Annotated in this window: 17 protein-coding genes and 1 pseudogene; 4 read left to right on the top strand and 14 right to left on the bottom strand. The window is 59.6% G+C overall.

The genetic code is table 11. The features are described 5' to 3' along the window. The first annotated feature begins 550 nt into the window (after positions 1-550). Positions 551-1312: an HNH endonuclease gene (locus CXQ81_RS14415; RefSeq protein WP_101337577.1), complete on the top strand. Its 762-nt coding sequence runs from the start codon at positions 551-553 to the stop codon at positions 1310-1312. A gap of 319 nt (positions 1313-1631) precedes the next feature. Here CXQ81_RS14415 and sigJ read toward each other — a convergent pair whose 3' ends face one another. The 11 genes and pseudogenes from sigJ to CXQ81_RS14360 all read right to left on the bottom strand — a co-directional run bounded on the left by sigJ (position 1632) and on the right by CXQ81_RS14360 (position 12770). Further along, positions 1632-2519, bottom strand: coding sequence for an RNA polymerase sigma factor SigJ (gene sigJ / locus CXQ81_RS14410; RefSeq protein ID WP_101337576.1), 888 nt, complete (start codon positions 2517-2519; stop codon positions 1632-1634). Positions 2520-2521: 2 nt separating this feature from the next. Continuing rightward, on the bottom strand, positions 2522-2962 hold the full coding sequence (locus tag CXQ81_RS14405; RefSeq protein WP_097139134.1) for a carboxymuconolactone decarboxylase family protein: 441 nt from the start codon (positions 2960-2962) through the stop codon (positions 2522-2524). 77 nt (positions 2963-3039) lie between these two features. Further along, positions 3040-3183 (bottom strand): annotated as a pseudogene (locus CXQ81_RS31750) (PDDEXK nuclease domain-containing protein); the annotation flags it as partial. A gap of 359 nt (positions 3184-3542) precedes the next feature. Next, positions 3543-4112 (bottom strand): 2OG-Fe(II) oxygenase, encoded by a 570-nt coding sequence (locus CXQ81_RS14390; protein ID WP_007920747.1) that lies wholly within the window; start codon positions 4110-4112, stop codon positions 3543-3545. A 9-nt stretch (positions 4113-4121) separates the two neighbouring features. Continuing rightward, the gene (locus CXQ81_RS14385) at positions 4122-4688 is read right to left on the bottom strand and encodes a hypothetical protein (protein WP_101337575.1); all 567 of its coding nucleotides are present in this window, start codon (positions 4686-4688) and stop codon (positions 4122-4124) included. A gap of 736 nt (positions 4689-5424) precedes the next feature. Next, positions 5425-6651, bottom strand: a complete 1227-nt coding sequence (locus tag CXQ81_RS14380; RefSeq protein WP_101337574.1) for a hypothetical protein — start codon at positions 6649-6651, stop codon at positions 5425-5427. Further along, positions 6641-7681, bottom strand: coding sequence for a SagB/ThcOx family dehydrogenase (locus CXQ81_RS14375; protein WP_007920754.1), 1041 nt, complete (start codon positions 7679-7681; stop codon positions 6641-6643). The genes CXQ81_RS14380 and CXQ81_RS14375 overlap by 11 nt, the downstream gene beginning before the upstream one ends. Beyond that, positions 7671-8690 carry a hypothetical protein gene (locus tag CXQ81_RS14370; protein WP_007920756.1) on the bottom strand — a complete coding sequence of 340 codons (1020 nt, stop codon included), beginning with the start codon at positions 8688-8690 and terminating at the stop codon, positions 7671-7673. The genes CXQ81_RS14375 and CXQ81_RS14370 overlap by 11 nt, the downstream gene beginning before the upstream one ends. A gap of 81 nt (positions 8691-8771) precedes the next feature. Further along, the gene (locus CXQ81_RS31210) at positions 8772-8933 is read right to left on the bottom strand and encodes a hypothetical protein (protein ID WP_007920763.1); all 162 of its coding nucleotides are present in this window, start codon (positions 8931-8933) and stop codon (positions 8772-8774) included. Between the two features lie 538 nt (positions 8934-9471). Next, positions 9472-12072: a leucine--tRNA ligase gene (gene leuS / locus CXQ81_RS14365; protein WP_101337573.1), complete on the bottom strand. Its 2601-nt coding sequence runs from the start codon at positions 12070-12072 to the stop codon at positions 9472-9474. Positions 12073-12359: 287 nt separating this feature from the next. Further along, positions 12360-12770, bottom strand: a complete 411-nt coding sequence (locus CXQ81_RS14360; RefSeq protein ID WP_101337572.1) for a hypothetical protein — start codon at positions 12768-12770, stop codon at positions 12360-12362. A 221-nt stretch (positions 12771-12991) separates the two neighbouring features. Between CXQ81_RS14360 and CXQ81_RS14355 the strand changes: the two genes are divergently transcribed. From CXQ81_RS14355 to CXQ81_RS14345, 3 genes are read left to right on the top strand one after another with little or no spacing between them, the layout of a single operon-like run. Further along, positions 12992-16213 (top strand): efflux RND transporter permease subunit, encoded by a 3222-nt coding sequence (locus tag CXQ81_RS14355; RefSeq protein WP_101337571.1) that lies wholly within the window; start codon positions 12992-12994, stop codon positions 16211-16213. Further along, a complete protein-coding gene (locus tag CXQ81_RS14350; protein ID WP_101337570.1) occupies positions 16203-17369 on the top strand; it encodes an efflux RND transporter periplasmic adaptor subunit in 1167 nt (388 codons plus the stop codon). The genes CXQ81_RS14355 and CXQ81_RS14350 overlap by 11 nt, the downstream gene beginning before the upstream one ends. After that, positions 17353-18771: an efflux transporter outer membrane subunit gene (locus tag CXQ81_RS14345; RefSeq protein ID WP_101337569.1), complete on the top strand. Its 1419-nt coding sequence runs from the start codon at positions 17353-17355 to the stop codon at positions 18769-18771. The genes CXQ81_RS14350 and CXQ81_RS14345 overlap by 17 nt, the downstream gene beginning before the upstream one ends. A 1008-nt stretch (positions 18772-19779) precedes the next feature. On the opposite strand, the gene msrA is transcribed toward CXQ81_RS14345, so the two are convergent. Genes msrA through CXQ81_RS14330 form a run of 3 tightly spaced genes read right to left on the bottom strand, consistent with a single transcriptional unit; the run spans position 19780 to position 23365 of the window. Continuing rightward, complete coding sequence (gene msrA / locus CXQ81_RS14340; protein WP_101337568.1) at positions 19780-20229, bottom strand: peptide-methionine (S)-S-oxide reductase MsrA; 450 nt, start codon at positions 20227-20229, stop codon at positions 19780-19782. Between the two features lie 17 nt (positions 20230-20246). Further along, the gene (locus tag CXQ81_RS14335; RefSeq protein ID WP_101337567.1) at positions 20247-21302 is read right to left on the bottom strand and encodes a glycine betaine ABC transporter substrate-binding protein; all 1056 of its coding nucleotides are present in this window, start codon (positions 21300-21302) and stop codon (positions 20247-20249) included. Then, positions 21299-23365 (bottom strand): ATP-binding cassette domain-containing protein, encoded by a 2067-nt coding sequence (locus CXQ81_RS14330; protein ID WP_101337566.1) that lies wholly within the window; start codon positions 23363-23365, stop codon positions 21299-21301. Before CXQ81_RS14330 ends, CXQ81_RS14335 begins: the two co-directional genes overlap by 4 nt. Between the last annotated feature and the right edge of the window lie 49 nt (positions 23366-23414).

The raw sequence follows: 23414 nt of genomic DNA, 5'->3' as shown, positions 1-23414 counted from the left end.
GATTGATAAAAACTCTGAGGTCGATATTTAGCATGGCAGGAAACGCTTTCTAGCACGCATCCTAGGTCATTGCTGCCTAGTCGACTCCATGGCTGCCACACTACCTAGCCCAGCACTCAGGGTAAAGGCATTACGCCACCATTAAGACGCTAAATGCACTGACCAACTAGCTCTCAATGATCCACTCTGTTGAAGCATGGGGCTCAGCTTCATGCCATGCGAAGCTTTGGCTGGAAGACAAATGGGGATTATCGAACAAACGTAAAGAGGAATACATATAAATCAAAAGCTTAAACACGATGGGGACCCGCCTAACGACAAGATGTTGCTGACCCGAACACAAAAGTCCGGTCCCCATGACGAGCAACGACTAATCGACAGCATTACCCCCGAGTACACGATCAAATAGAGTGACTCTGCTTAGGAAGCACATCTCCCTCCAGCGACCATCATTCGCAAAGCATGATTCCCAAACGCTATCAGACGCGAATATTCTTATTGAATATTGAGTTTCTTCCTACAAAGAAACGGGAAACCTACGGATAGCCCCATGCCCTCCTCACCCACCAGTAATCAATCCAATCCCGCTTGGAGTCGTGACGAACTTGTCCTGGCCCTGGACCTTTACCTCCGCCATCGCGATGGGTTGCCCGGTAAGAACCACCCGGAGGTCCAAGCCTTATCACAGAGCCTCAATCTCATCGGTAGCGCCACTGCCATGAGTAAGAACCAGAGCTTTCGCAATACCAATGGTGTTTGCATGAAGCTCAACAATTTCCGGCGCTGGGACCCGAGCTACACCAACTCCGGTCGGACTGGCTTGGCGAAAGGCAACAAGGATGAAGAGTTGGTATGGCTGGAGTTCGCTAACAACCCCAAACGACTCGCCGAAGTCGTGGCCGCCATCAACGCCAACGTCGAGTCCGACACGACTACAGCCATAAATTTAAATGAAGAGGAAGAACCGGGCTTCTTCGAGGCAGAGGAAGGCAAGGTGCTTACCCGAGTGCATCGGGTACGGGAAAGGGACAAAAAGCTCGTCAAACACAAAAAGGACGAAGCCCTTAAGAAGCACGGTGAACTCAAGTGCGAAGCCTGCGGCTTCAACTTCAGCAAAACCTATGGTGCAGATATCGAAGGCATCATCGATATTCACCACACTAAGCCACTGCACACACTCCAACCCGGCGACAAAACCAAGCTCACTGACCTGGCGTTGCTATGTGCTAATTGTCATCGCGTGGTGCATTCGCGACGTAAGTGGCTGAGCGTGGCTGAGGTGAAGGCACGCTACCAAACCAATTGCGAGTGAGCGGTATTTCTATATCGCCCGTTTGCTAGTGGTTCCAGGTTGGGTCATCTCATTGTTGGCCAGCTACGTCGCCCCTTGTGCAGCGGGCTACTTGGTCGCTTACTTGATCGCCTGCTTGGTCGCTTTGGCTGAGACCGGCCGAGGCTCGACTGCCCGCGATGGGCTTGAAAGGCTGCGTTTATCCAATCAATACACGGTTATCGTTAACGACCATCGCGAGCAAGCTTCGCTCCTACAGTGGCCCACCTCCGCCTAAACGATCTGCATTAATGACCTAGGTTTGCCAATCCGCAGCACTCAGGGCGGCGCGATACAAACATCACGCCAACGAACCACTCCCCAACCCCACCAACTTATCCGGATTACGCATGATAAAGACGCGATTCACCCGCCCCTCTGCGTCATACCCAAAACTCACCACCGCCACCACCTCCCCGTCCCCTTTCAACACCACCCCACGCCCACCATTGATATCCACCTCCTGCCACTGATACGCCCGCCAGTACTTGCTCAACGACTCCCCCACAAACCCCAACACCGCCTCCAGCCCATACAACGTCTCGCGAATGGCGCTGGCTTTGCCGCCGCCGTCGGCGCAGAGCTCAACGTCTTCGGAGAGCATGGCGGCCAGGCCTTGGGTCGAGCCGCTGGTAATGGCGCTGTGGAAGGCGCTCAGCAGTTGTTGCTGGCGTGAGGGTTCCGGCTGGTAGCGCGCTTGGGTGTTGCCCAGGCTGGCTTTGGCGCGGGACACCAGTTTGCGGCAGGTGGCTTCCTGGACGCCGAGGGTTTGTGCGACTTGGGGGTAGTCCAGGTCGAAGATGTCGTGCAGCAGGTAGGCGGCGCGTTCCTTGGGGGTCAGGCGTTCGAGCAGCAGCAGGAAGGCGGTGGACAGCGACGAGGCCAGTTCATGGCTGTGTTCCGGGGAGTCGTGATGCAGGCTGTGGATCGGTTCCGGCAGCCAGGTGCCGATGTATTGCAGGCGCGAGCGCTGGGCCGAGCGCAGCAGGTCGATGCAGTGCCGGGTGCAGGCGGTGGTCAACCAGGCGGCCGGGGTGGCGATGGAGGCCTTGTCGGCCTCCAGCCATTTGATGAACAGGTCCTGCACCACGTCCTCGGCTTCGGCGCGCGAGCCAAGGAGGCGGTAGGCCAGGCCCAGCAGGAAGCTGCGACGGCTTTCGAACACCGTCGTGTCATCGATTCGATCCATCCTCAGTGCCTCGACACCTGCAAGCGATTCCACAGGTTGATCATGCCGATATCGGCCGTCAAGGCGGCGATCTGCGCTTCGCTGAAATGTTCGCGCAGGGCGGCGCGCAACGGGCCGAAGTCGGTGTCTTCGCGCAGTACGGTGAGGGCTTCGGTCCAGGCCAGGGCGGCGCGTTCGGCGGCGCTGAAATCGCTGACATGGCGCCAGACCACCAGGCGGTCCAGGCGCTCGTTGCTTTCGCCGTCTTCACGGGCTTCGCGGGTGTGCATCTTCACGCAGAAGCCGCACTGGTTGATCTGCGAGGCGCGCAATACCACCAGGTGGTGCAGCTTGCGCGCAAGGCCATGGGCGTCGATCAGGCCGTGGACCTGGCCCAGGCTTTCGAAGATTTCGGGGATGGTTTGCAGCAGGTTGACGGCTTGGGTCGGGTGGCTGGATGACATGGGGTGGCTCCGTTAATTGAGGGATACACCGACATGACGGGCCAGGTGGGTGGTTTGTGACGGGGTAGCGGAAAAATAATTCGGGCTCCGATAAGGCGATTCAACCCGCGATGAAACAGCAGTAGATCCAGCACAAAATCGCGCCCGCCGACCTGCAACGGGTAGCGCGAAGCGACAAAACAGAAGTCGCGGCCCATTTCGATCAGAAAGTCTTTCAATGGATGGATGAATTCGAGTTCGTAGTGAAATACACAGCTGGCAAGCAGTGGCTGCAGATCAGGGCTGGACAACCCGTTGAGCAGGTCGTCCATCAGCGTGGGCACACGGCCAGGCGGCGGTGCCATATCGGACAACATCGCGCTCATGTTCATGGGGAGTTGATGAGTATGGCGATACGGACAAGATCTCCGCCAAACCGAAGATGAAGCAGACCGGGGACTATATTACGGGGCGGTTTGGATAGGTTGGCTGGCAGGGCGGGCCCAATCTTCGACACCCCATGAGCCTCCAAACGAAGTCAGCGTTGGCTTGGGGCTGATGGATGCCAGCCCCGCGCCAACGCAACGTCACAGTCGCCAGGTTACTTGGGGGCTGACTTGAAAACAAAACTGACCCGCAACGTGGGGCAAATCCTGCTGGGGGAACTCGCGCGGTGGAGAATACACCCTGGAAAGATGACGATACGGCCTGGCAGAGGCGCCACGGACTTTATGATCTCCCTGCCCTCACCGTAAAACAGTAGCTCGGCGCCCCAGTCTTGTTGCCAGTCGTCGTGGGCGAAGTAGATTGAAGACAGATTGTCCTCTCGATTACTGTCCGTATGCGAATACCCTTCCGTGCCGTAGGTATGTCCATTGGCGTAGGCCCTGAGCAACTTTTGCGGCGAACCAATCATCGCCTCGATCTCTAGCCATAGTGAACTGACCGATTGCAAACCCTGCCTGTCGGATAAAACAGCGGCACTGTCTGTCTCGCTACTGGTATCACCACCGGCAAAATGTGAGTGCCAGAAAAAATAATTATCGTTTTGAACATTAGAACGCCAACCGTATTGCCAGATCGGCTTTTTGGCCAGTGAGCTCAACTGAGCGCCTAATTCGGTCGATATGGCTCCGTCGTAAATTTTTATATCTTCGGCACCGAGACTCATTTTTACCCCCTATCCAATCCACACGATATATTCAATATCAAGCGCGCCATGCGTTTGAGTACATGGGCGCTCGTAACCATGACTAGAAAAACTACCAAGCCCCGCATCAGCGGCAATAACACTCAGTTGCTGGGCCACGAACCCTGCGCTTAACCAGTCGATACGCCTGTCGGCGTTGGCTGCCGGTTTAGACAAAAACAAAAACAATAACGAATGCCGACCAATATCAACTTCTTCTACTAGAGATTGCTGTAGCAGCTGAAACACTTCGTCGTCTGACGACACCTGAACAATGTCCAGTTCGGGACTTGAGTAATTCTCTATGAGTGTCATGCAACGACGCTTCACTTCATCCAAACGCCAACCATTCGCTTCACGCCCCAGCCCACTACGCGAGGTTTTACGTTGCAACCAGGCATCGTCAGAAACGCCCCGCATCCGTTGAGTCAACTGTACAAACTCCTGCACATTCAACGCGTGCTCATTTCGCCAGCAACTGTAAATAATCGAATACAGCGGCATATCAAACTCAACAAAGCCAAGCGTCGCTTCGTCCAGCTTTATCAGCGTGTACATAAGGAGACCTTATAGCGTAATGGTCGCTATGGATGAGCAGTAGTCACTCACGCCTCGGTTAAAACCGGTTAATGTCAGCGATAGCGGGATTATGTTTCTGAGCTGCAGCGCATGAAACAATACGGCTATCGCATGACCCGACTCAATGTAAAGTGCACTGAGACTTCGCACGTCTCGATAGCGCTCCGCCAGTCGTTCAAAATCGCATTGCACCACTAACGTGCCTGGACGTTCACCGGGCTCCGCGTCGTCGTGTATTACAAAGAACCGATCACAATACGAGTCGTATAGAAAACCATTGCCGTGTCGGTCTGTATAACAACACTCCAACGAGTGCACCGCGCCATTAGAAGGATAAACACGCCGAACACCTGGTCCCAGACCATTGATTGCCCAAGGCGTGAGCGCCGTGTTTCTGAAAGCAAACCTAATGGCCTCGAACACACTGCCCTCAACGGCTTGGCCTCTGGCCTCTATCAGGGATGGTGCATATCGGGGGCGGGGCTTGCCGAACAATACAGCCTGGGTTCGCATTCGTTGATTGATGACTGCTTTTCCACCACCTGTATAGCGGGTTCTGGAGCGTTCACTTTCATAAATCGCGTCGGCCACCCACTTCGCATCCTGTACCGTGCAATCGAATCCTTCAGCAGACAGCCTGCCCCACAAACGCTCACTCTGTGAAAACAGTAACTGTCCGGTGTCGGTGTTATACCTGAACAGTGACTTTTTTGACTTATACAAGGCATCTATTATCATTCAGAAAAATCCTTTTTCTGTGCAAGTGATACATCAGCAACAGTCTGACCATGTAACTGATGCCCACAAAATGGATAATAGACGCCGGCCCGACATACCCCAAATAGATCAACACACTCAAAGGCACAAAATACACAACTAATAGCCACTTGTTAGCGCTGGAGATAATGCTGTTCATCGTCGTCAGCCGAAACACCCCATTCAGCGAGATAACAATGGCCATGGCGGGATAGTAAGCCATCGCCAGGAGCGAATGAATGAATTGCCCTGGCGACAGTTGATTGGCCAGAATAGCGACAACCAATGCAAGCCCGACCGGAACAAACCAGGTGACCTTGAATGTATAAATAATCGCTCTATAAAACAGTGAAGAATCCTGCGCTGAATAGCGGCGGATGATCAATACAGCTGCGCGCGTACAAATCATCCAGCAGGCCATTTGAAACGCAAAGGGAATGCGAAAATCAGAAAAACTTTCCTGGGATATCTTGAATGCGGCAACGCTCAGTAGCAAACCTGACAATGAAATGCTGGCCACCGTGGACAGCTCAGGCAAGACAATTTTGCTGATTTTCAAACTGAACTTAAACGAGGGCCTTATTGATCTGAGGCGAATACTCCCCGACGCCTTGAGTATCGATACAACCACCACAAACAGCGCCAGGTCGATCGCTACCATCCCCAATCCCGCCAAGACGTAGGAAAACTCTATACCGCTCAGCCAGAGTGTCAAATAAAGTGCGACATTACACAACCACACTGCCATCTGCACCCAGAACACCGTCCGACCATAACCCAACAACATCAAATAGGCTTGATTGAGTGAAGCAAACACCAGAACGCAGACAGACACCATTCTAAGTAACAAAAACACCAACAGGCCGGTGTTATGGTGACTTTCCTCAATCATGTTAAGCGAAACAACTATGTACAGAATCGAAATCACTGCCCCAACGACGATCAGCGCTGCCGCGCACTTACTGTAGGCGCGGTACCTTGACACCTTTGAAAGCTGTAGAAAGGCAATCACCCAGGGCGATGCGAACGGAATCAACGCGGACATCACGTCGATGTTCACGCTCAACACACTGAATTGATGAGGAAAAGCGACGCTGATCAACATCAGTATGCTGATACCCTTGATAACATCCACGCCGCCGGTGATGACAAAAAAGATGTCGCTGAGGGCGTCGTTACTCTTCAAGATTTCTGTTCCCCACTTTCCCCATCGTTGCCGTGTACATGGGAATCTCGTCGCTCGCCAAATCGATATGCAGAAGGGCTCGAAGTTCATCATCCCTTGTCGCTGGCGTTGTAACGCCTTGCACATTGAATTCGCTACAGGCGTTGACGTGCATGTGCATGATTCTTCCGGCCTCGATAAACAGGTTTCTCAAGGCTTTATCGTGCCGGTAGCGCCAGGCATAACAGCTGGGTGTGGCGGTTAACACCAAGGTATAGTTGGCTGTCTTGGGAGCCACCATACCCCAGATGATACGAGACATCGGCTCTCTGAAATCTCCCTCTTTTATCAGCCCGAAGCTCAGTTCTTCCAAATTGAGAAAGTAAACACCTGGCGTCAGGCCAACGATGTCATACACCACGATATACGAGGAAAATGCCGCACCGAAATTCTTGGTGTATCTTAAGCGGCTGCCATCCAGTCGTTGGCACACGTCCAGAGTTTCCAGCAATCGGGATGCCGAGTGCGACAGTATTTCCTGAAACTCAGCCACCTCAAGAGGAAGCCTTTTGAATTCTCGATGGCTCCTGCGTTTAAGTGCTTTTTCCGGAAAGCCCGGTATCCAGTCATTACTGGCCGAAGCAATTTTTCGTAGTGCAAAAGCAGGTTGAGCGTTTTCGATAAATACTGGAACCTTCGGCGTCGGGCACGTTGAAGCCATCTCATATTCACAGTATTTATTATCAAGAATCTTCGCTCGATCCTTGTCATCATCAACGTACTTGATGGTCCTGGACAACAAGTAAAAAGGAATACAGGCTTCCCAACCTCTCTCGGCCCAATGGGTTGTACTGGCCGGATTAATTAGGGTGTGGGTTGCCGGGGGACGTTCATTGCGTATCGCAGCCATCCGCTCAGCATAGTCGGGGCGAATAAAAAAAGACGGTGCGATATTGAAACTTCTACCACTGCTGAGCTCGCTGAACTCTAAAGTATTGTCACGATTATTCGCGAAGGATATATAAGCGTTTTTCAGGATTTCATGCTGCATTCGACTGTTCCCCGATCATGACGGCACTCATCACCCCTTCCACAAGCGGATCGAGCCCCAACAGACGTTCGAAGTTTATAACCTGAAGATTATATTGAGCCTGATTTCTATACTTCATCTTCAGCAGTGCCGTTTCAACTTGCATCGAGGCGTGCCCGGCATCCAAATGCACGGACCTGAAGGTTCTCGGCTCGCGATAGCGGAACATATTGCGCTCCCAGATGCAGGTAAAGACCACTGCAAAATTAACAGCAAAATCTATATACGAATCCCGAACGCCAAATATCGTGGTGTACAGGTCTGGGGACTCGACACGTTTGACAGTATCAAGGCTATACGTCACAGCATTAAAGTGATGGACAGTCTGGTTGGCGAAGTCCACCAGATAGGCTTCAACCGGATGTCGCCCGCCGCCGCTGGGCACTGTCTTCTTTAATATCCGACCGCCCGTATTGAGTTGCGCTTCCCTTTGTACGCCCAGGCTCAGGCTCAATGCGCTGAGGATATTCTCCAGGTCGCCCTGCGTGCCGCCATCACTAATGAGTGCCGCACTGCACTGCGGGTTGACCCCCTGCGCCGCGACTGGGGCATCAACGTAAACTTTGGAACGCTCAATTTCTTGCTCAACAGCCAGATATTCTTGCATCCGGTTATTGTCTTTGCTACGACCATCCTTGTCATATTCAAAGAACGGATAGTTGTGCGTAACGTTCAAATAGTCTGAAGCACTCTTCCAGTTGTAGCGCTCCAGGTCAGCGGTCCTTCGGTCGCATGGTGAGGCGCCAGCGCTTAGTTTTACAAATCCGCTGCTGATCAGTTTCCCGAGTAAACCGTCCTCTCCCGTCGAGTCTGTTTGAGACGCGGCCGGACGGGCGGAAAATCCAAGAAGGTATTCAACCACAGAAAAGGAAATTTGAATTTTCTTGCTTGAACCGACCAGATAAGCCAGCGCAGAGTGTTCAAACGTAATAATTCTAAGATCGGGGTTAACCGACAGACTGGCAACCATGCCTGCTTGCTCCTGAACAATGAAACAGGGCAATTTTACTTGCCCTGCTCCGAGACAACTTATGACGAAAACAGGGCTAACTTAGTGGTTAACGCCGCCATCGCCATGTTGCAGGCAAGCTTCGTTACGCTCAATTTCCACAAAATCGGCAACATCATACTGCTCGTTGATTTTCTGGGAGTTATCTACAGCCGCTTTGATCGAGGTTTCGTTAGATGCTACGCAAGCTTTTTCAATAGACATTGTTCACATTCCTCTGTTGATTATTTTTCGTCCGCGGATAACGAACGGGTTGAATCTAGGCAAACTAAAAAATAGTGTCAACATACAAGTCTCCGTCCTAGAAACACCAACCGAGTCAACTTGTTTTTTTAAATTTGACGAATCAGCGTACGACGACTACCGACCAAAATCCGATGATCTAATCACCCTATACATTAGGTGTAACTCTGTAAAAAACCGGCCACCTAATTAATAATTATCCGCATTAAAAGAATAGAAGCACAGACACGCGCCTGACTTTTAAGTCCGAAAGGAAATCAAATGACATTATGTTATTTCGTTTAAGTATCTAAAAAGTCAGCAATCCACGACGATTTCTAATTTTTTGAAGCGCTGAGGCCTCTACGCAAGCTGTTTCAGACGCTGAGAGGCCAAGAGACCGACGCTGCTCAAGCGGCGCCGCGGAGGATGGGGTTGGAAGACGTCAGCCACCAGCGCCTTCCCTGAAGGCTGACGCTGGTGTAACGGAGCAAGGAGCGAGCGCCCCTACTTCAGATGGTTACAGCACGATATTGACCAGACGACCCGGCACAATCACGATTTTTTTCGGAGTGCCCTCTATAAAGCGCGCTACCGCTTCATCCCCAAGTGCACAGGCCTCTATTTCCGCTCGGTCAGCCGTCGCAGATACCACAATTTCCCCGCGCAACTTACCGTTGACCTGCACCACCAGCTTCAACTCTGAGCGAGTCAGAACCTCAGGCGACGCCACAGGCCACTGCGATTCGAGAATGTCCTTGTCAAACCCCAGCTCGGTCCAGAGCACATGCGCGATGTGCGGCGTGATCGGGTAGAGGACTTTCAACAGGATCTCGACCCCTTCTCGAATGACGCTGCCTGAGGCGGCCTTCTCGTTTTCAAGCAGGTTGAGGATTTTCATCGCGCCGGAGACGATCGTGTTGTAGTGCAGCTTTTCATAGTCCCTGTTGATGCTCTCCAGCACGCTGTGAATCTCGAACTGAAGTTGTGCCGAACGCTCGTCCAGAGTGCTTCGCTGCGCGACTGCCGTGAGGAGGGTGTCTTGGTGCTTGAAGGCGAAACTCCATAACCGTCGCAGATAGCGATAGGCGCCCTCCACGCCGCTGTCGCTCCAGACAATGCTTTGAGTGGGTGGCCCTGCGAAAATAGTAAACAGGCGAGCTGTGTCGGCACCGAATCTCTCGATGATTTCCCGTGGCTCGACAACGTTATTTTTAGACTTGGACATTTTTTCGATGCCGCCCATGATCACGGGCAAACCATCTTCCTTGGCAACCGCATCCACCGCCTGACCACCATCGCCGAGCCTGACGTCTACTTCCGCCGGGTAGAACCAGCGTTTGGCGCCGTCCTGCGCTTCTCTGTAGAAGCACTCACGCAGCAACATGCCCTGAGTGAACAGGTTCTTGAAGGGCTCATCGAGATCGATCAGGCCTTCGTCGCGCATCGCCTTGGTCCAGAACCGTGCGTACAGCAAATGCAGGACGGCATGTTCGACGCCACCGATATAGTGATCCATCGGCATCCAGTATTTCGCTGGCCCAGCGACCATCGCGTCCTGGTTACCCGGATCGCAGTAGCGCATGAAATACCAGCTGGAATCGACAAACGTGTCCATGGTGTCGGTTTCGCGCCGTGCGGGGCTACCGCAGGTCGGACAATCGACATGCAGGAAATCCGCTTGTTGGAGCAAAGGATTGCCGGAACCGTCTGGTATGCAGTCCAAAGGCAAAATGACAGGCAGGTCCTTGAGCGGCACGGGTACATCGCCACACTTGTCGCAATAAATCATCGGGATCGGCGTGCCCCAGTAACGCTGGCGGGATATACCCCAGTCCCGGAGTCGCCAATTTATTTTTTTCTCACCACCGTGGCTGGCAAGTCGGGCACTAATAGCTTCGCTCGCCTCTTTGAGTCCCAGGCCGTCAAATTCGCCAGAATTGATCAGCACGCCCTTATCCTTCGCGGCGTATGACGCATCCCATGAACGGTCGTCGTACTCCACCCCATCAATATGAATGACCTGCCGGATCGGCAGGCCTTTTTTGCGGGCCAACGAAAAATCACGCTCATCGTGTGCCGCCACCCCCATGACCGCACCCGTGCCGTACCCCGCGACCAGGTAATTCACCACCCAAACCGGGATAGAAACGCCGCTGATTGGATGCTCCACCGTGAAGCCGGTGAATACGCCATCCTGATCAATGCCAGACAATTGTGCTTCGCTGGTGCCGCCACCTTTGAATTGTTCGATCACCTGAGACAATTCAGCATTGAGCTCTACCGCCCGCAGGGCGATCGGATGTTCCGGGGGAATCGCGCAGAAAGTCACGCCCATCACGGTTTCGGCGCGAGTGGTGAACACCGACAGCCATCCGTCCTCGATAAGTGTTCCATTCTTGTCTTTTATCTGGTGAGGGAACCCGAAACTCACCCCTTCACTTTTACCAATCCAGTTGCGCTGCATGGTCTTGACCATTTCCGGCCACCCATCCAGGCTATCGATATCCCTCAACAATTCTTCAGCATATTGAGTGATAGCAAAGTAATAACCAGGAACTTCTTTCTTTTCGACCAGCGCGCCAGACCTCCAGCCCCGACCATTAATAACCTGCTCATTCGCCAGCACGGTCTTATCGAGAGGGTCCCAATTAACAATCTGGGTATGTTTGTAAGCAATACCCTTTTCAAGCATTTTCAGAAAGAACCATTGGTTCCACTTGTAGTAATCAGGATCACATGTTGCAACTTCACGGCTCCAGTCAATACTCAGCCCAAGGGGACTCAACTGCGCCTTCATGTCTTGTATGTTTTGACGTGTCCAGGCGGAAGGTGACTGATTAGAAGCCAATGCGGCGTTCTCTGCGGGCAATCCGAAGGCGTCCCAGCCCATTGGCATCAGAACGTTGAAGCCTTTCATGCGCTTCTGCCGTGCCAGTACATCATTGATGGTGTAGTTACGAACATGCCCCATATGCAACTTCCCCGACGGGTACGGCAACATGGAACATGCATAATATTTGGGGCGCGAAGGATCCTCGAAAACTTCAAATGTCTTTCTGGCAGCCCAATCAGCCTGAGCGCTTGCCTCGACGTCGGCCGGATTGTAGTGTTCCTGCATAAATTTCTCTCTTTACTTATCGATAAGTAGAAAGATCTCATGACCTTCCATTAGTCAACCAACCCGTATTTCGTTAACGCCTTACCATACAATACAAATCCAAAGGCTTTCTAGTCGCGCTCCTACGCTATGCATCTATATAGACGTGGGCATGTGCGGTGCGGATGACGTCACACGTCGGCACCTGGTCGGCGTTCAGTCTGCTCTGAGCGAAGTCCGCCGGCACGCCCAGTCGTTGCGCGGCCGACACTTTCTTCCCCCGCGATAGATCCCCAGCCGCGTCAACATCACCCCGGCATACATTCAAAATCCCGCACCCTCGCCACCTGCTTGCCCTCCCCGTCATACAACCTCGCCCGCACCTCAGTCCCCAAGGTCGACTCCACCAGTTTGTAATGCTCCCCCGCCTTGAAGTTCGGGTAGCTCACCTGCCCGCGGCAGTCGACCTGGTTGGAGTCGCCGCCGACTTCTTCGAACAGGGTCACGTCCAGGCGGTGGGCGCCGGGTTGGACTTCGAAGTAGCGGCCGTCGTCGACGTTCTTGCCGTCGACGCGTTCGGCCATCAGGTCGCTGGGGCCCTCTTCTTCCAGGCTGATCCAGGCTTGCCTGGGGTCGGGCTGGGGCATCGGGCCGGCGCAGGCGGAGAGCAGCAGCACCAGGCTCAGGGCGGGAATCAGCAGCAGCGGTTTGGCGTTCATGGCAGGTACCTCGGCAGTAAAAAAAACGACACAGGGCGGAGCGAAAAAAGCGCTCGCGCCGATTGCCATCCAGAGTGTCGAGGCACCCACCACAGGACAAATGAATCCCCGTGAAAGGAAATTCAGGCCCAACCTAAAACTTCCTTCACCTGGCTGAAAGCCGCGTGTTAGGTGGGTCGCGGCAGGCTGCCGAGGTTCGTTTTCCCTCGGAGGTCCACCGCATGCTCGGGCTGGTCAAGACCGCTCTGCTCAAGCCCTACACGTTTATCGTGCTGGCGATTTTTATCTGCATCATCGGGCCGCTGGCGGCCCTGCGTACCCCCACCGATGTATTCCCCGATATCGGCATTCCGGTGGTGGCGGTGGTCTGGCAGTACACCGGCCTGTCGCCGGACGCCATGGCCGGCCGGGTGATCTACACCTACGAGCGCTCCCTGAGCACCACGGTCAACGACATCGAGCACATCGAGTCGCAATCCTTGCCGGGCATGGGCATCGTCAAGATCTTCTTCCAGCCGGGGGTGGATATCCGCACCGCCAACGCCCAGGTCACGGCGGTGTCGCAAACCGTGCTCAAGCAAATGCCGCCGGGCATCACCCCGCCACTGATCCTCAACTACAGCGCCTCGACGGTGCCGATCCTGCAGATGGCCTTTTCCAGCCCGACCCTGTCGGAAGCCAGAATCCGCGACCTGGTGCAGAACAATATCCGCCTGCCCCTGAGCTCGGTACCGGGGCTGGCGATGCCGACGCCCATGGGCGGCAAGCAGCGGCAGATCACCCTCGACCTGGACCCGCAGGCCCTGGCCGCCAAGGGCCTGTCGGCGCAGGACGTGGGCAATGCCCTGGCGGCGCAGAACCAGATCATCCCGGTGGGCACCGCCAAGCTCGGCGCCAGCGAGTACACGGTGCTGCTGAACAACAGCCCGACGGCCATCGACGAACTCAACGACCTGCCGATCAAGACCGTCGACGGCGCGCTGATCACCATCGGCCAGGTGGCCCATGTGCGCGACGGTTCGCCGCCGCAGAGCAATATCGTGCGGGTCGACGGCCACCGCGCGGTGCTGATGCCGGCGCTGAAGAACGGCAATATCTCCACCCTGTCGATCGTCGATGGCATCCGCCAGATGCTGCCGCGCATCGACGAAACCCTGCCGCCGGCGCTGAAGACGTCGCTGCTGGGCGACGCCTCGGTGTTCGTCAAGCAGTCGGTGGGCAGTGTGGCCCGGGAGGGCATCATCGCCGCGCTGCTGACCAGCGCGATGATCCTGCTGTTCCTCGGCAGCTGGCGCTCGACACTGATCATCGCCGCCTCGATCCCCCTGGCGGTGCTCGCGGCCATCGCCCTGCTCGCCGCCAGCGGCCAGACCCTGAATGTCATGACCCTCGGCGGGCTGGCGCTGGCGGTGGGGATCCTGGTGGACGACGCCACGGTGACCATCGAGAACATCAACTGGCACCTGGAACAAGGCAAGGCGGTGAAGGACGCAATCCTCGACGGCGCGAAACAAATCGTTGGCCCGGCCTTCGTCTCGCTGCTGTGCATCTGCATCGTCTTCGTGCCGATGTTCCTGTTGCAGGGCATCGCCGGCTACCTGTTCCGCCCCATGGCCCTGGCGGTGATCTTCGCCATGGCCAGCTCGTTCATCCTCTCGCGCACCCTGGTGCCGACCCTGGCGATGTACCTGCTCAAGCCCCATGTGCCGGAGCCGGGCCCGGGGCATCACCCGGAAGACGCCTTCATCAACCACCACGAGGGCGAGCAACACGCCCGGCCGCGGCATGCCCTGGTGCGCGGGCTGCTGGGCTTCCAGCAGGGGTTCGAGCGACGCTTCTCCAACGTGCGCGACACCTACCACGGCCTGCTGACCCTGGCCCTGGCCAACCGCAAGCGCTTCCTGCTGGGGTTTCTCGCCTGCGTGCTGGCCTCCTTCGCCCTGCTGCCGAGCCTGGGCCAGGACTTCTTCCCGGCCACCGATGCCGGCGCCCTGGCCCTGCATGTGCGCCTGCCCCTGGGCACGCGGATCGAGGAAAGCGCGGCGGCCTTCGACCGCATCGAGGCGCGGATTCGCGAGGTGATTCCGCCGGAGCAGCTGGACAGCGTGATCGACAATATCGGCATTCCGCTGAGCGGCATCGACATGGCCTACAGCAGCAGCGGCACCATCGGCCCGCAGGATGGCGACATCCAGGTGACCCTCAAGCCCGGCCACGCGCCGACCGCCGACTACGTGAAGCGATTGCGCGAGGCCCTGCCGGAAAGTTTTCCCGGCAGCCAGTTCGCCTTCCTGCCGGCGGACATCAGCAGCCAGATCCTCAACTTCGGCGCGCCGGCGCCGCTGGACGTGAAAATCTCCGGGCCCGACAGCGCCGCCAACCGCGCCTATGCCCTGGAGCTGCAACGGCGCCTGCAACATGTGCCGGGGATCGCCGACCTGCGCATCCAGCAGTCCACCGGCTACCCGTCGCTGGCGGTCAAGGTCGACCGCCTGCGGGCCAACGGCCTGGGGATCACCGAGCGCGACGTGACCAACAGCATGGTGGCCTCCTTGGCCGGTAGCTCCCAGGTGGCGCCAACCTTCTGGCTCAACCCGCAGAACGGCGTGTCCTATTCCATCGTCGCCGCCACCCCGCAGTACCGCCTGGACAGCCTGCCGTCCCTGGAGGCCCTGCCGGTGACCGGCAGCAACGGCCAGTCACAGATCCTCGGCGGCCTGGCCAGCATCTCGCGGGTCGACAGCCCGGCGGTGGTCACCCACTACAACATCCAGCCAACCCTGGACCTCTACGCCAACGTCCAAGGCCGCGACCTGGGCGGCGTGGCCCGGGATATCCAAAAAGTCCTCGACGACAGCCAGGCGTTGCGGCCCAAGGGCGCGACCATCAGCCTGCACGGGCAGATCGACGCCCTGCACGAAGCCTTCAGCGGCCTGAGCCTGGGCCTGCTGGGCGCGGTGGTGCTGATCTACCTGCTGATCGTGGTCAACTTCCAGTCCTGGCTCGATCCGTTCGTGATCATCACCGCGCTACCGGCGGCCCTGGCCGGCATCGTCTGGATGCTGTTCTTGAGTGGCACCTCGCTGTCGGTGCCGGCGCTGACCGGGGCCATCCTCTGCATGGGGGTGGCCACGGCCAACTCGATCCTGGTGGTGAGCTTCTGCCGCGAACGCCTGGCGGAACACGGCGATGCCCTGAAGGCCGCGCTGGAGGCCGGCTACACGCGTTTTCGCCCGGTGTGCATGACCGCCCTGGCGATGATCATCGGCATGCTGCCCCTGGCCCTGTCGGAGGAGCAGAACGCGCCCCTGGGCCGCGCCGTGATCGGCGGCCTGATCCTCGCCACCACCGCCACCCTGTTGTTCGTTCCCGTGGTGTTCAGCCTGGTCCACGGGCGTCACCCCACTCGCGCTGTCGCTGGAGAAAGTACCCATGTCGCCTGAACACACCCCCTCGCGCAAACGCCTGCTGTGGCTCGGCATCGGCGGCCTGACCCTGGCCGCCCTGCTGGTGGCCAACGGCCTGGCCGCACGCACCCGCCATGAACGCGCGGTGGCCGCCTGGACCGAAACCGCCGCCGTGCCCCAGGTGCTGGTGTTCCAGCCGCAGCAGAACCGCCAGGGCGACACCCTGCGCCTGCCGGCGCACCTGGAAGCCTGGAGCAAGGCGCCGATCCACGCCCGGGTCAGCGGCTACCTGAAAAGCTGGAACAGCGACATAGGCACCAGGGTCGAGGCCGGGCAAGTCCTCGCCGAAATCGACAGCCCCGACCTCGACCAGCAGCTGGCCCAGGCCCATGCCCGGCTGGTGCAGGAACAGGCCAATGCGCGGCTGGCGCAAACCACCGCCGTGCGCTGGCAGAACCTGCTGGCCAGCCACTCGGTGTCGCGCCAGGAGGCCGATGAAAAAACCTCCAACGCCGCGGCCGCCAAGGCCAATGCCGAAGCAGCCGCTGCCGATTACGCGCGGCTCTCGGCCCTGGAGGACTACAAGACCATCCGCGCGCCCTTCGCCGGCACCATCACCGCGCGCCACACCGATATCGGCCAGTTGATCAAGGCCGACAACGACAGCGATCCGCAGCTCTTTGATCTGGCCGACACCCGCAAGCTGCGGCTCTACGTGCCGGTGCCGCAGAACTACGCCAGCGTGATCCGCCCCGGCCTCAGCGCCGAGCTGACGGTGCCGGAGCACCCCGGCCAGCACTTCAGCGCGCGGCTGATCGGCGACTCCACCGCCATCGATCAGCGCTCCGGCACCCTGCTCGCCCAGTTCGTCGCCGACAACCCCGACGGCGCGCTGCTGCCCGGCGACTATGCCGAGGCCGCCCTGGCCCTGCCCGCCGACACCCGGGGCGTGAGCATTCCGGCCAGCGCCTTGATCTTCCGCGCCCAGGGCACCCAGGTGGCGCTGCTGGACGAGCACAACCACGTGCACCTGCGGGACATCCATATCGGCCTCGACCTCGGCGCGCGGCTGGTGATCGACCAGGGCCTGCAAGCCGCCGACCGGGTGATCGACAACCCGCCCGATGCCCTGCGCGAAGGCGACCTGGTGCAACTGGCCGACGCCGGAGGTGAGCATGCGCCCAAGGCTTGAGCCGCTTGCGGTGTTGCTGTTGCTGGCCTTGCAAGGCTGCTCCCTGGCGCCCGGCTATCAGGTGCCAACCGTGGAACTGCCGGCCCACTACCGCGAACAGACCAGCGACGGGCCCTGGCATCCGGCGCAACCGGCGGATCGGCTGGCCAGCCAGTGGTGGCGGCTGTACCAGGACCCGCGCCTGGATGACCTGCAACAGCGCCTGCTCAAGGCCAACCCGGACCTCGCGGCGGCGCTGGCGCACTTCGACGCGGCCCAGGCCTATGCCAGCCAGCTGCATGCCGGGCTGTTCCCGCAGATCAGCGCCAGCGGCCAGTCGCTGCGCCAGCGCCAGTCGGACCATCGGCCGTTGCGCGGCGGCAGCCAGCCTTCGCTGTACAACAGCAACAGCGCCGGTTTCTCGCTGAGCTTCGACCCGGACCTGTGGGGGCGGATTCGCAATCAGGTGGCCGCCGGCGATGCCCAGGCCGAAGCCTCGGCCGACGACCTGGCGGTGGCGCGGCTGAGCCTGCAACAGCAGTTGGCGAGCCTGTATGTGCAGCTCAATGGCCTGGATGCGCAGCGCACGATCCTCAGCCAGTCCCTGGACGATTACGCCCAGGCCCTGCAACTGACCCGCAGCCGCTACCAGGGGCAGATCGCCTCGGAGCTGGACCTGACCCGCGCGCAAAACCAGCTGGCCAGCGCCGAGGCCGAGCTGGACGAAGTGCGCGGGCAACGCAACCTCACCGAACACGCGATCGGCGAACTGGTGGGCGAACCGGCCAGCCAGTTCCAGCTGCCCGCCACCCAGCAGACCCTGGCCGTGCCCAGCGTGCCGCAACAACTGCCCAGCGCCCTGCTGCAACGCCGCCCGGACATCGCCGCCGCCGAACGCCGGGTGTTCGCCGCCAACGCCAATATCGGCGTGGCCCGGGCCGCCTGGTACCCGGACTTCAGCCTCACCGGCCTGCTCGGCGGGCAGACCCAGGGCAGCGGCAACCTGCTGGCGGCGGGCAATCGCTACTGGGCGCTGGGGCCTCTGGTCAACCTGCCGATCTTCGACGGCGGCCGCCTGAGCGCCAACGAACGCCAGGCCCACGCCGAATTCGAGGAAGCCGCCGCCCATTACCGCGGCCAGGTGCTGCGGGCGGTACGTGAGGTGGAAGACAACCTGGGGCAACTGCGGGACTTGCAACAGGAGGCCCTGGACCAGCAGGCGGCGGTGAATGCCGCCGAGCATACGCAGGCCCTGGCGATGAACAGTTATCAGGCGGGGGCGGTCAGTTATCTGGAGGTGGTGACGGCGCAGACCGCGGCGCTGCAGGCGCAACGGGGGTTGCAGGCGCTGCAGACGCGGCGGTTGCAGGCGAGTGTGGGGTTGGTGGGGGCGTTGGGTGGGGGGTGGAACGCGGGGGGCTGATGCCAGAGGCAGGGCTATGGAAAGCTCGATCTGTGGCAAGGGGCTTGGAAGTCGTAAAACATTAATCCTCCTGTGTACATATCCGTTCCTGCGGTTACGGCCACTTAGGGTTCCGCCCTTACGGCGGGTCACTTTGGAAAGGCGCCAAAGTAACCAAAACGCCCTGCCCCTGGCGTCCGGTCCTCGCTAAGGCTCGGATTCCCTCGCTCCGGTCCTGCTCCGTGGGCCGCCGCCACAGGCCATCCATGGCCTGGGGCGGCTAACTCGGCATCCCTGCCGAGTTGCCCACTGCGCAGAACCTCCACTCGGCCTCCCGATGGGGCAAACCATCAAAAACAACGCGAGGCGGCCTACCGGCCGGCCTGGCTGGGAATGCGGTCTCTGTAGCCGCTGCCGAGCGCAGCGAGGCTGCGATCGAGGCCGAAGGACTCGCCAGGCGGACACTGCGTTTCCCCAGATCCTGCGAGGCGTCAGGTTTAGCGGCCCTGCGGGCCGATCGCAGCCTCGCTGCGCTCGGCAGCGGCTACACAAAGCGTGTCAGACAGAAGAGTTGTAGCGTGGCGAAGGCAGCAAGCTTTGGCTTGGCTTGGCTTGGCTTGGCTTGGCTTTGTTTTGGCTTTGGCTTTTGATCTATTGGCCCCGTTAACCACGCTGGCCGAACGCAGGCATTGAGCCGTGGGTAACCCGGCAGGACGCCGGGTTAGCCGCACTGGGCCATGGATGGCCCATTGCGGCGGCCCACGGATCAATGCCGGAGTGAGGGCATGCCGAGCCTAGGCGAGGCACCGAGTGGTGGGGCAAAGCGTTTTTGGTTCCTTTTTAGGCGTTTGTAAAAAGGGACTCGCCGTAAGGGCGAAACCATAAGCCGCCGTTACCGCAGGAACGGATATGTACCCCATCCAAAAAGTGCAACGCCAGAGCCAACGCCATCGCAAGCAATCGAACGTCGACCATCTGCTCCTACAGAAGCCGACCTGCAGCAAGAGCAAACAGCCTGTGGCCAGCGCCTCAGATATGGCAACTGCTCAAGCCATTCTTTTCCAGGTAGCGCTGGTGCGCTTCATCCGCCAGGTCGAAGCGACCCAGGGGCACGATCACCGTGGCCACGGGTTTGTTGAGGCGGCCGGAGTCTTGCAGGGTCGTCTTGGCCTGCCGTGCCTGTTCGGCCTGTAGGGCGTTGGTGTGGAAGATCGCCGAGCGATATTTCACCCCAGCATGCTCCCCCTGCCGATCCACCGAAGTCGGATCATGCAACCCCCAGAAGTGCTCGATCAGACTCAGATAAGCCAACACCTGCGGATCGAAATCCACCTGCACCACCTCGATCCGCAACGACTCATCGCCCGCCTCCACGGCGTAGCCCACCCGTGTCTCCACCACCCCCGGCAACGCCCGGAACGCGGCTTCCGCGCCCCAGAAACAGCCCGCGCCGAAGGTCGCCTGTTTGATCCCGCTCATGTTCCGATGCTCCTCGCTCACTGCACCGCTCCGACTTTCTCGCCGCTGGCGCCCAGCCATTGATCGACGATCGCCGGGTTGGCCTGGACCCAGGCCTTGGCTGCTTCCGCCGCCGGTTGTTGTTCCTTCTCGATCCTGAGGATCAGGTCGTTCAACACCTGCGGGTCGATGCTGAAGTTTTCCAGGAAGGCAGCGATCCGTGGCGCGCGTTTCTGCAAGGCGCTGGAGGCCAGGACATAGACCCGGGCGTCCGGATAGGCGCAGGTGATCGTGCTCTTGTTCAGCCAGTCGGCGTCCACCGTCGGGCTGATGAATTTCCAGCAGCCATCAGCCTTGTACAGCGGGTCGCCCTTCTTGTTGTCCTGGGCGTAGCCGTCGAACGCTGGTTCGTCCAGGCGGCGCAGGTCGAAGGCGGAGAAGATCCAGTCCGGGGTGTAGGCGTAGAACACCACACCGCGCTGGGCCTTGTAGGCCGCGGCCAGCTTGGCGTAGGTCACCGAGGCTTCGGTGGACACCGACTCGAATTTGTCGGCAAAACCGAAGTCCTTGGCCTTGATCTGGCCGATATAGGTCGACTCCCAACCCGCCGGGCCCACCAGCAATTGCGCCTTGCCACCGCCCAGGGGTTCGAAGAGCTTGGCCACTTCAGGCTTCTGCAGGTCGTAGACCGACTTCACGCCGTATTGGTCTTGCAGGTAGCCGGGAATATAGAAGCCCTGCACCCCCAGGTAGGGTTGCTTGTTCGGCACCAGGGAGCGGGTGCCGCCGGTGACGTACTTGGCCCAGGCGGCGGATTGATTAGGCAGCCAGATATCGGTCAGTACATCCACCGAGCCGTCGCCCTTGGCCGCGGCGGCGAACAGCACCGGTATGTCACCGGCGAGATAAGACACGTCGCCGTCGAGGCGGCTTTTGATCACCTCGCCGAGGATGTTCTGGATGGCGATGGCACCGGTCCAGTTCTGTTCGCCGATGACGATCTTGTCCTTGGCCAGGGCTGGCAGAGCCAGCCCCAGGAGCAGCGCGGCAGCGCCCAGGGTGCGGGAAAACGACTTGTTCAAGAGACACCTCATTGCTGATGGAAAGCGCGATCCCGCTGGCGCAGGGTCGCTTGAATGATGCGGTCGGGAATCAACGCGCAGAACACGATCGCCGCGCCGGCCAACATGCCCTCGCCGCCCTTGATATTGCGCAGCGCGGTCATCACGTCGTAGCCCAGGCCGCCGGCGCCGATCAGCGCCGCGACCACCACCATCGACAGGCTCATCACCAGGGTCTGGTTGATCCCCAGCAGCAGCGAGCCGGCGGCCAGGGGCAGCTCGACCTTGGTCAGGATCTGCCACGGCGTGGCGCCGTGGGCCAGGGCCGCTTCGACGGCGGTCTTGGGCACTTCCCGGATCCCCAGGGCAGTGAGGCGGATCATCGGCGCCAGGGCGAAGATCACCGTGGCGATCACCGCCGGGGTCTTGCCCACCGAGAAGAAGGCGACCGCCGGGATCAGGTACACGAAGGTCGGCAGGGTCTGCATCACGTCCAGCAAGGGCGTGATCAGGCGCCGGGCCAGGGCGCGCTTGGCCAGGAGGATGCCGGCGGGCACGCCAATCAGCAGCGACAGCAGCACCGAGGAACCCACCAGGGCCAGGGTGGCGATGGTCCGTTCCCAGAAACCGAACAGGCCGATATAGAGCAGGGCCGCCGCGCTGGTCAGGGCCAACGCCGCGCCGGCACTGCGCCAGGCCAGCAGCACCAGGGCCAGCGCCGGCACCGGCCAGGGCAGCCAGCCCAGCAGGCTTTCGATGCTTTCGATCACCGTGCGCACGGCGACTATCACCCCGACAAAGGTGCTTTCGAAGGTGACCTGGGACCAACCGATCAACTGGTCGATGGCCGCCGCAGTGCCCAGCAGCGCCTGGCGGTCGGCGGGAAATTGCAGCCAGGGGCCGTTGGCATCCACCGCCAGCACCCGCCACAACACCAGGCCCTGGCACAGCAGCAGGACCAGCCACGGCAGGCGCCAGTCGGAACGGCCCTGACGGCTCGGACGGTGGGCCAGGGTCACGCTGAGCAGGCGGCTGAGCGACAGGCCGAGCACCGCCAACCCAGCCCAACCGAGACTGGCGCTGGCCAACCATTGGCCCAGGGCACTGGCCGCCGCCAACTCCAGGGCGAACCCCAGCCAATACAGCGCGCCACGGCCGCTGGCGGCCAAGGCCGCCGGCCCCAGCAACAGCGCCTGCCAGAAGGAAAACCCCGGGGCCACGGGCGCCGGAGCGGTTGTTGTTTTAGCCGAAGCGACGGGCGCCACAGCCAGCGTGTCGCTGCGCGCGCCGTGCTCCTGAAAGAAGTCCGCCACCTCGGCGTCCGCCGGCTGCTCCAGCAACTCGCCGGGCGTGCCGAGCTGGATCAGCTGGCCCTGGCGCAGCACCGCGATGCGGTCGGCCAGGCGCAGGGCTTCCGCCGGGTCGTGGGTCACCAGCAAGGTGGTGATGCCACGCTCGCGCACCAGGCGCAGGAAGTGGCGTTGCAGGTCGCGGCGGATGGTCGGGTCCAGCGCGCTGAAGGGTTCGTCCATCAGCAGGATGTCCGGCTCGCTGACCAGCGCCCGGGCCAGGCCGACCCGCTGCTGCATGCCACCGGACAGCTCATGGGGATAGTGCTCGCCCCAGCCCTCCAGGCCCATGGCCCGCAGCTGCACATCGGCCGCGGCCTGGCGCAGGGCCTCGGGTTCGCCGCGCAGTTCCAGGGGCAAGGCGACGTTGTCGCGCACGCTGCGATGGGGCAGCAGGCCGAAGTGCTGGAAGACCATACCGATGCGCCGCGAACGCAGGGTGCGCAGGTCCTTGGTCGAAAGCTGGCTGATGGCCGCGCCGTCGATCAGCACCTCGCCGCTGCTGGGCTCGATCAGCCGGTTGATGTGCCGCAGCAAGGTGGACTTGCCGCTGCCGGAGGTGCCCATCAGGCACAGCACTTCGCCACGGCGCACGCTGAGGCTGACCTGCTCCACCGCCGGCGCGGACGAGCCGCGGCCGTAGCGCTTGGTCAGGTTGCGCAGCTGGAGCACCACCTCGGCGCTGACCGGTTGCGGGGCGGACGCGGCTGGGACGGCAAAGGCCTCTTGGGGGTAAACGGCAGACACGGGCACTCCTGATACCGGACGCGCAGCCGCGTCACCGGCGGTGATGAAG

This window comes from Pseudomonas sp. 09C 129, from assembly GCF_002843625.1.
Lineage (GTDB): Bacteria > Pseudomonadota > Gammaproteobacteria > Pseudomonadales > Pseudomonadaceae > Aquipseudomonas > Aquipseudomonas chlororaphis.
Note: the sequence above shows the minus strand (reverse complement) of the source record. Positions and strands in the feature narration are given on the sequence as shown.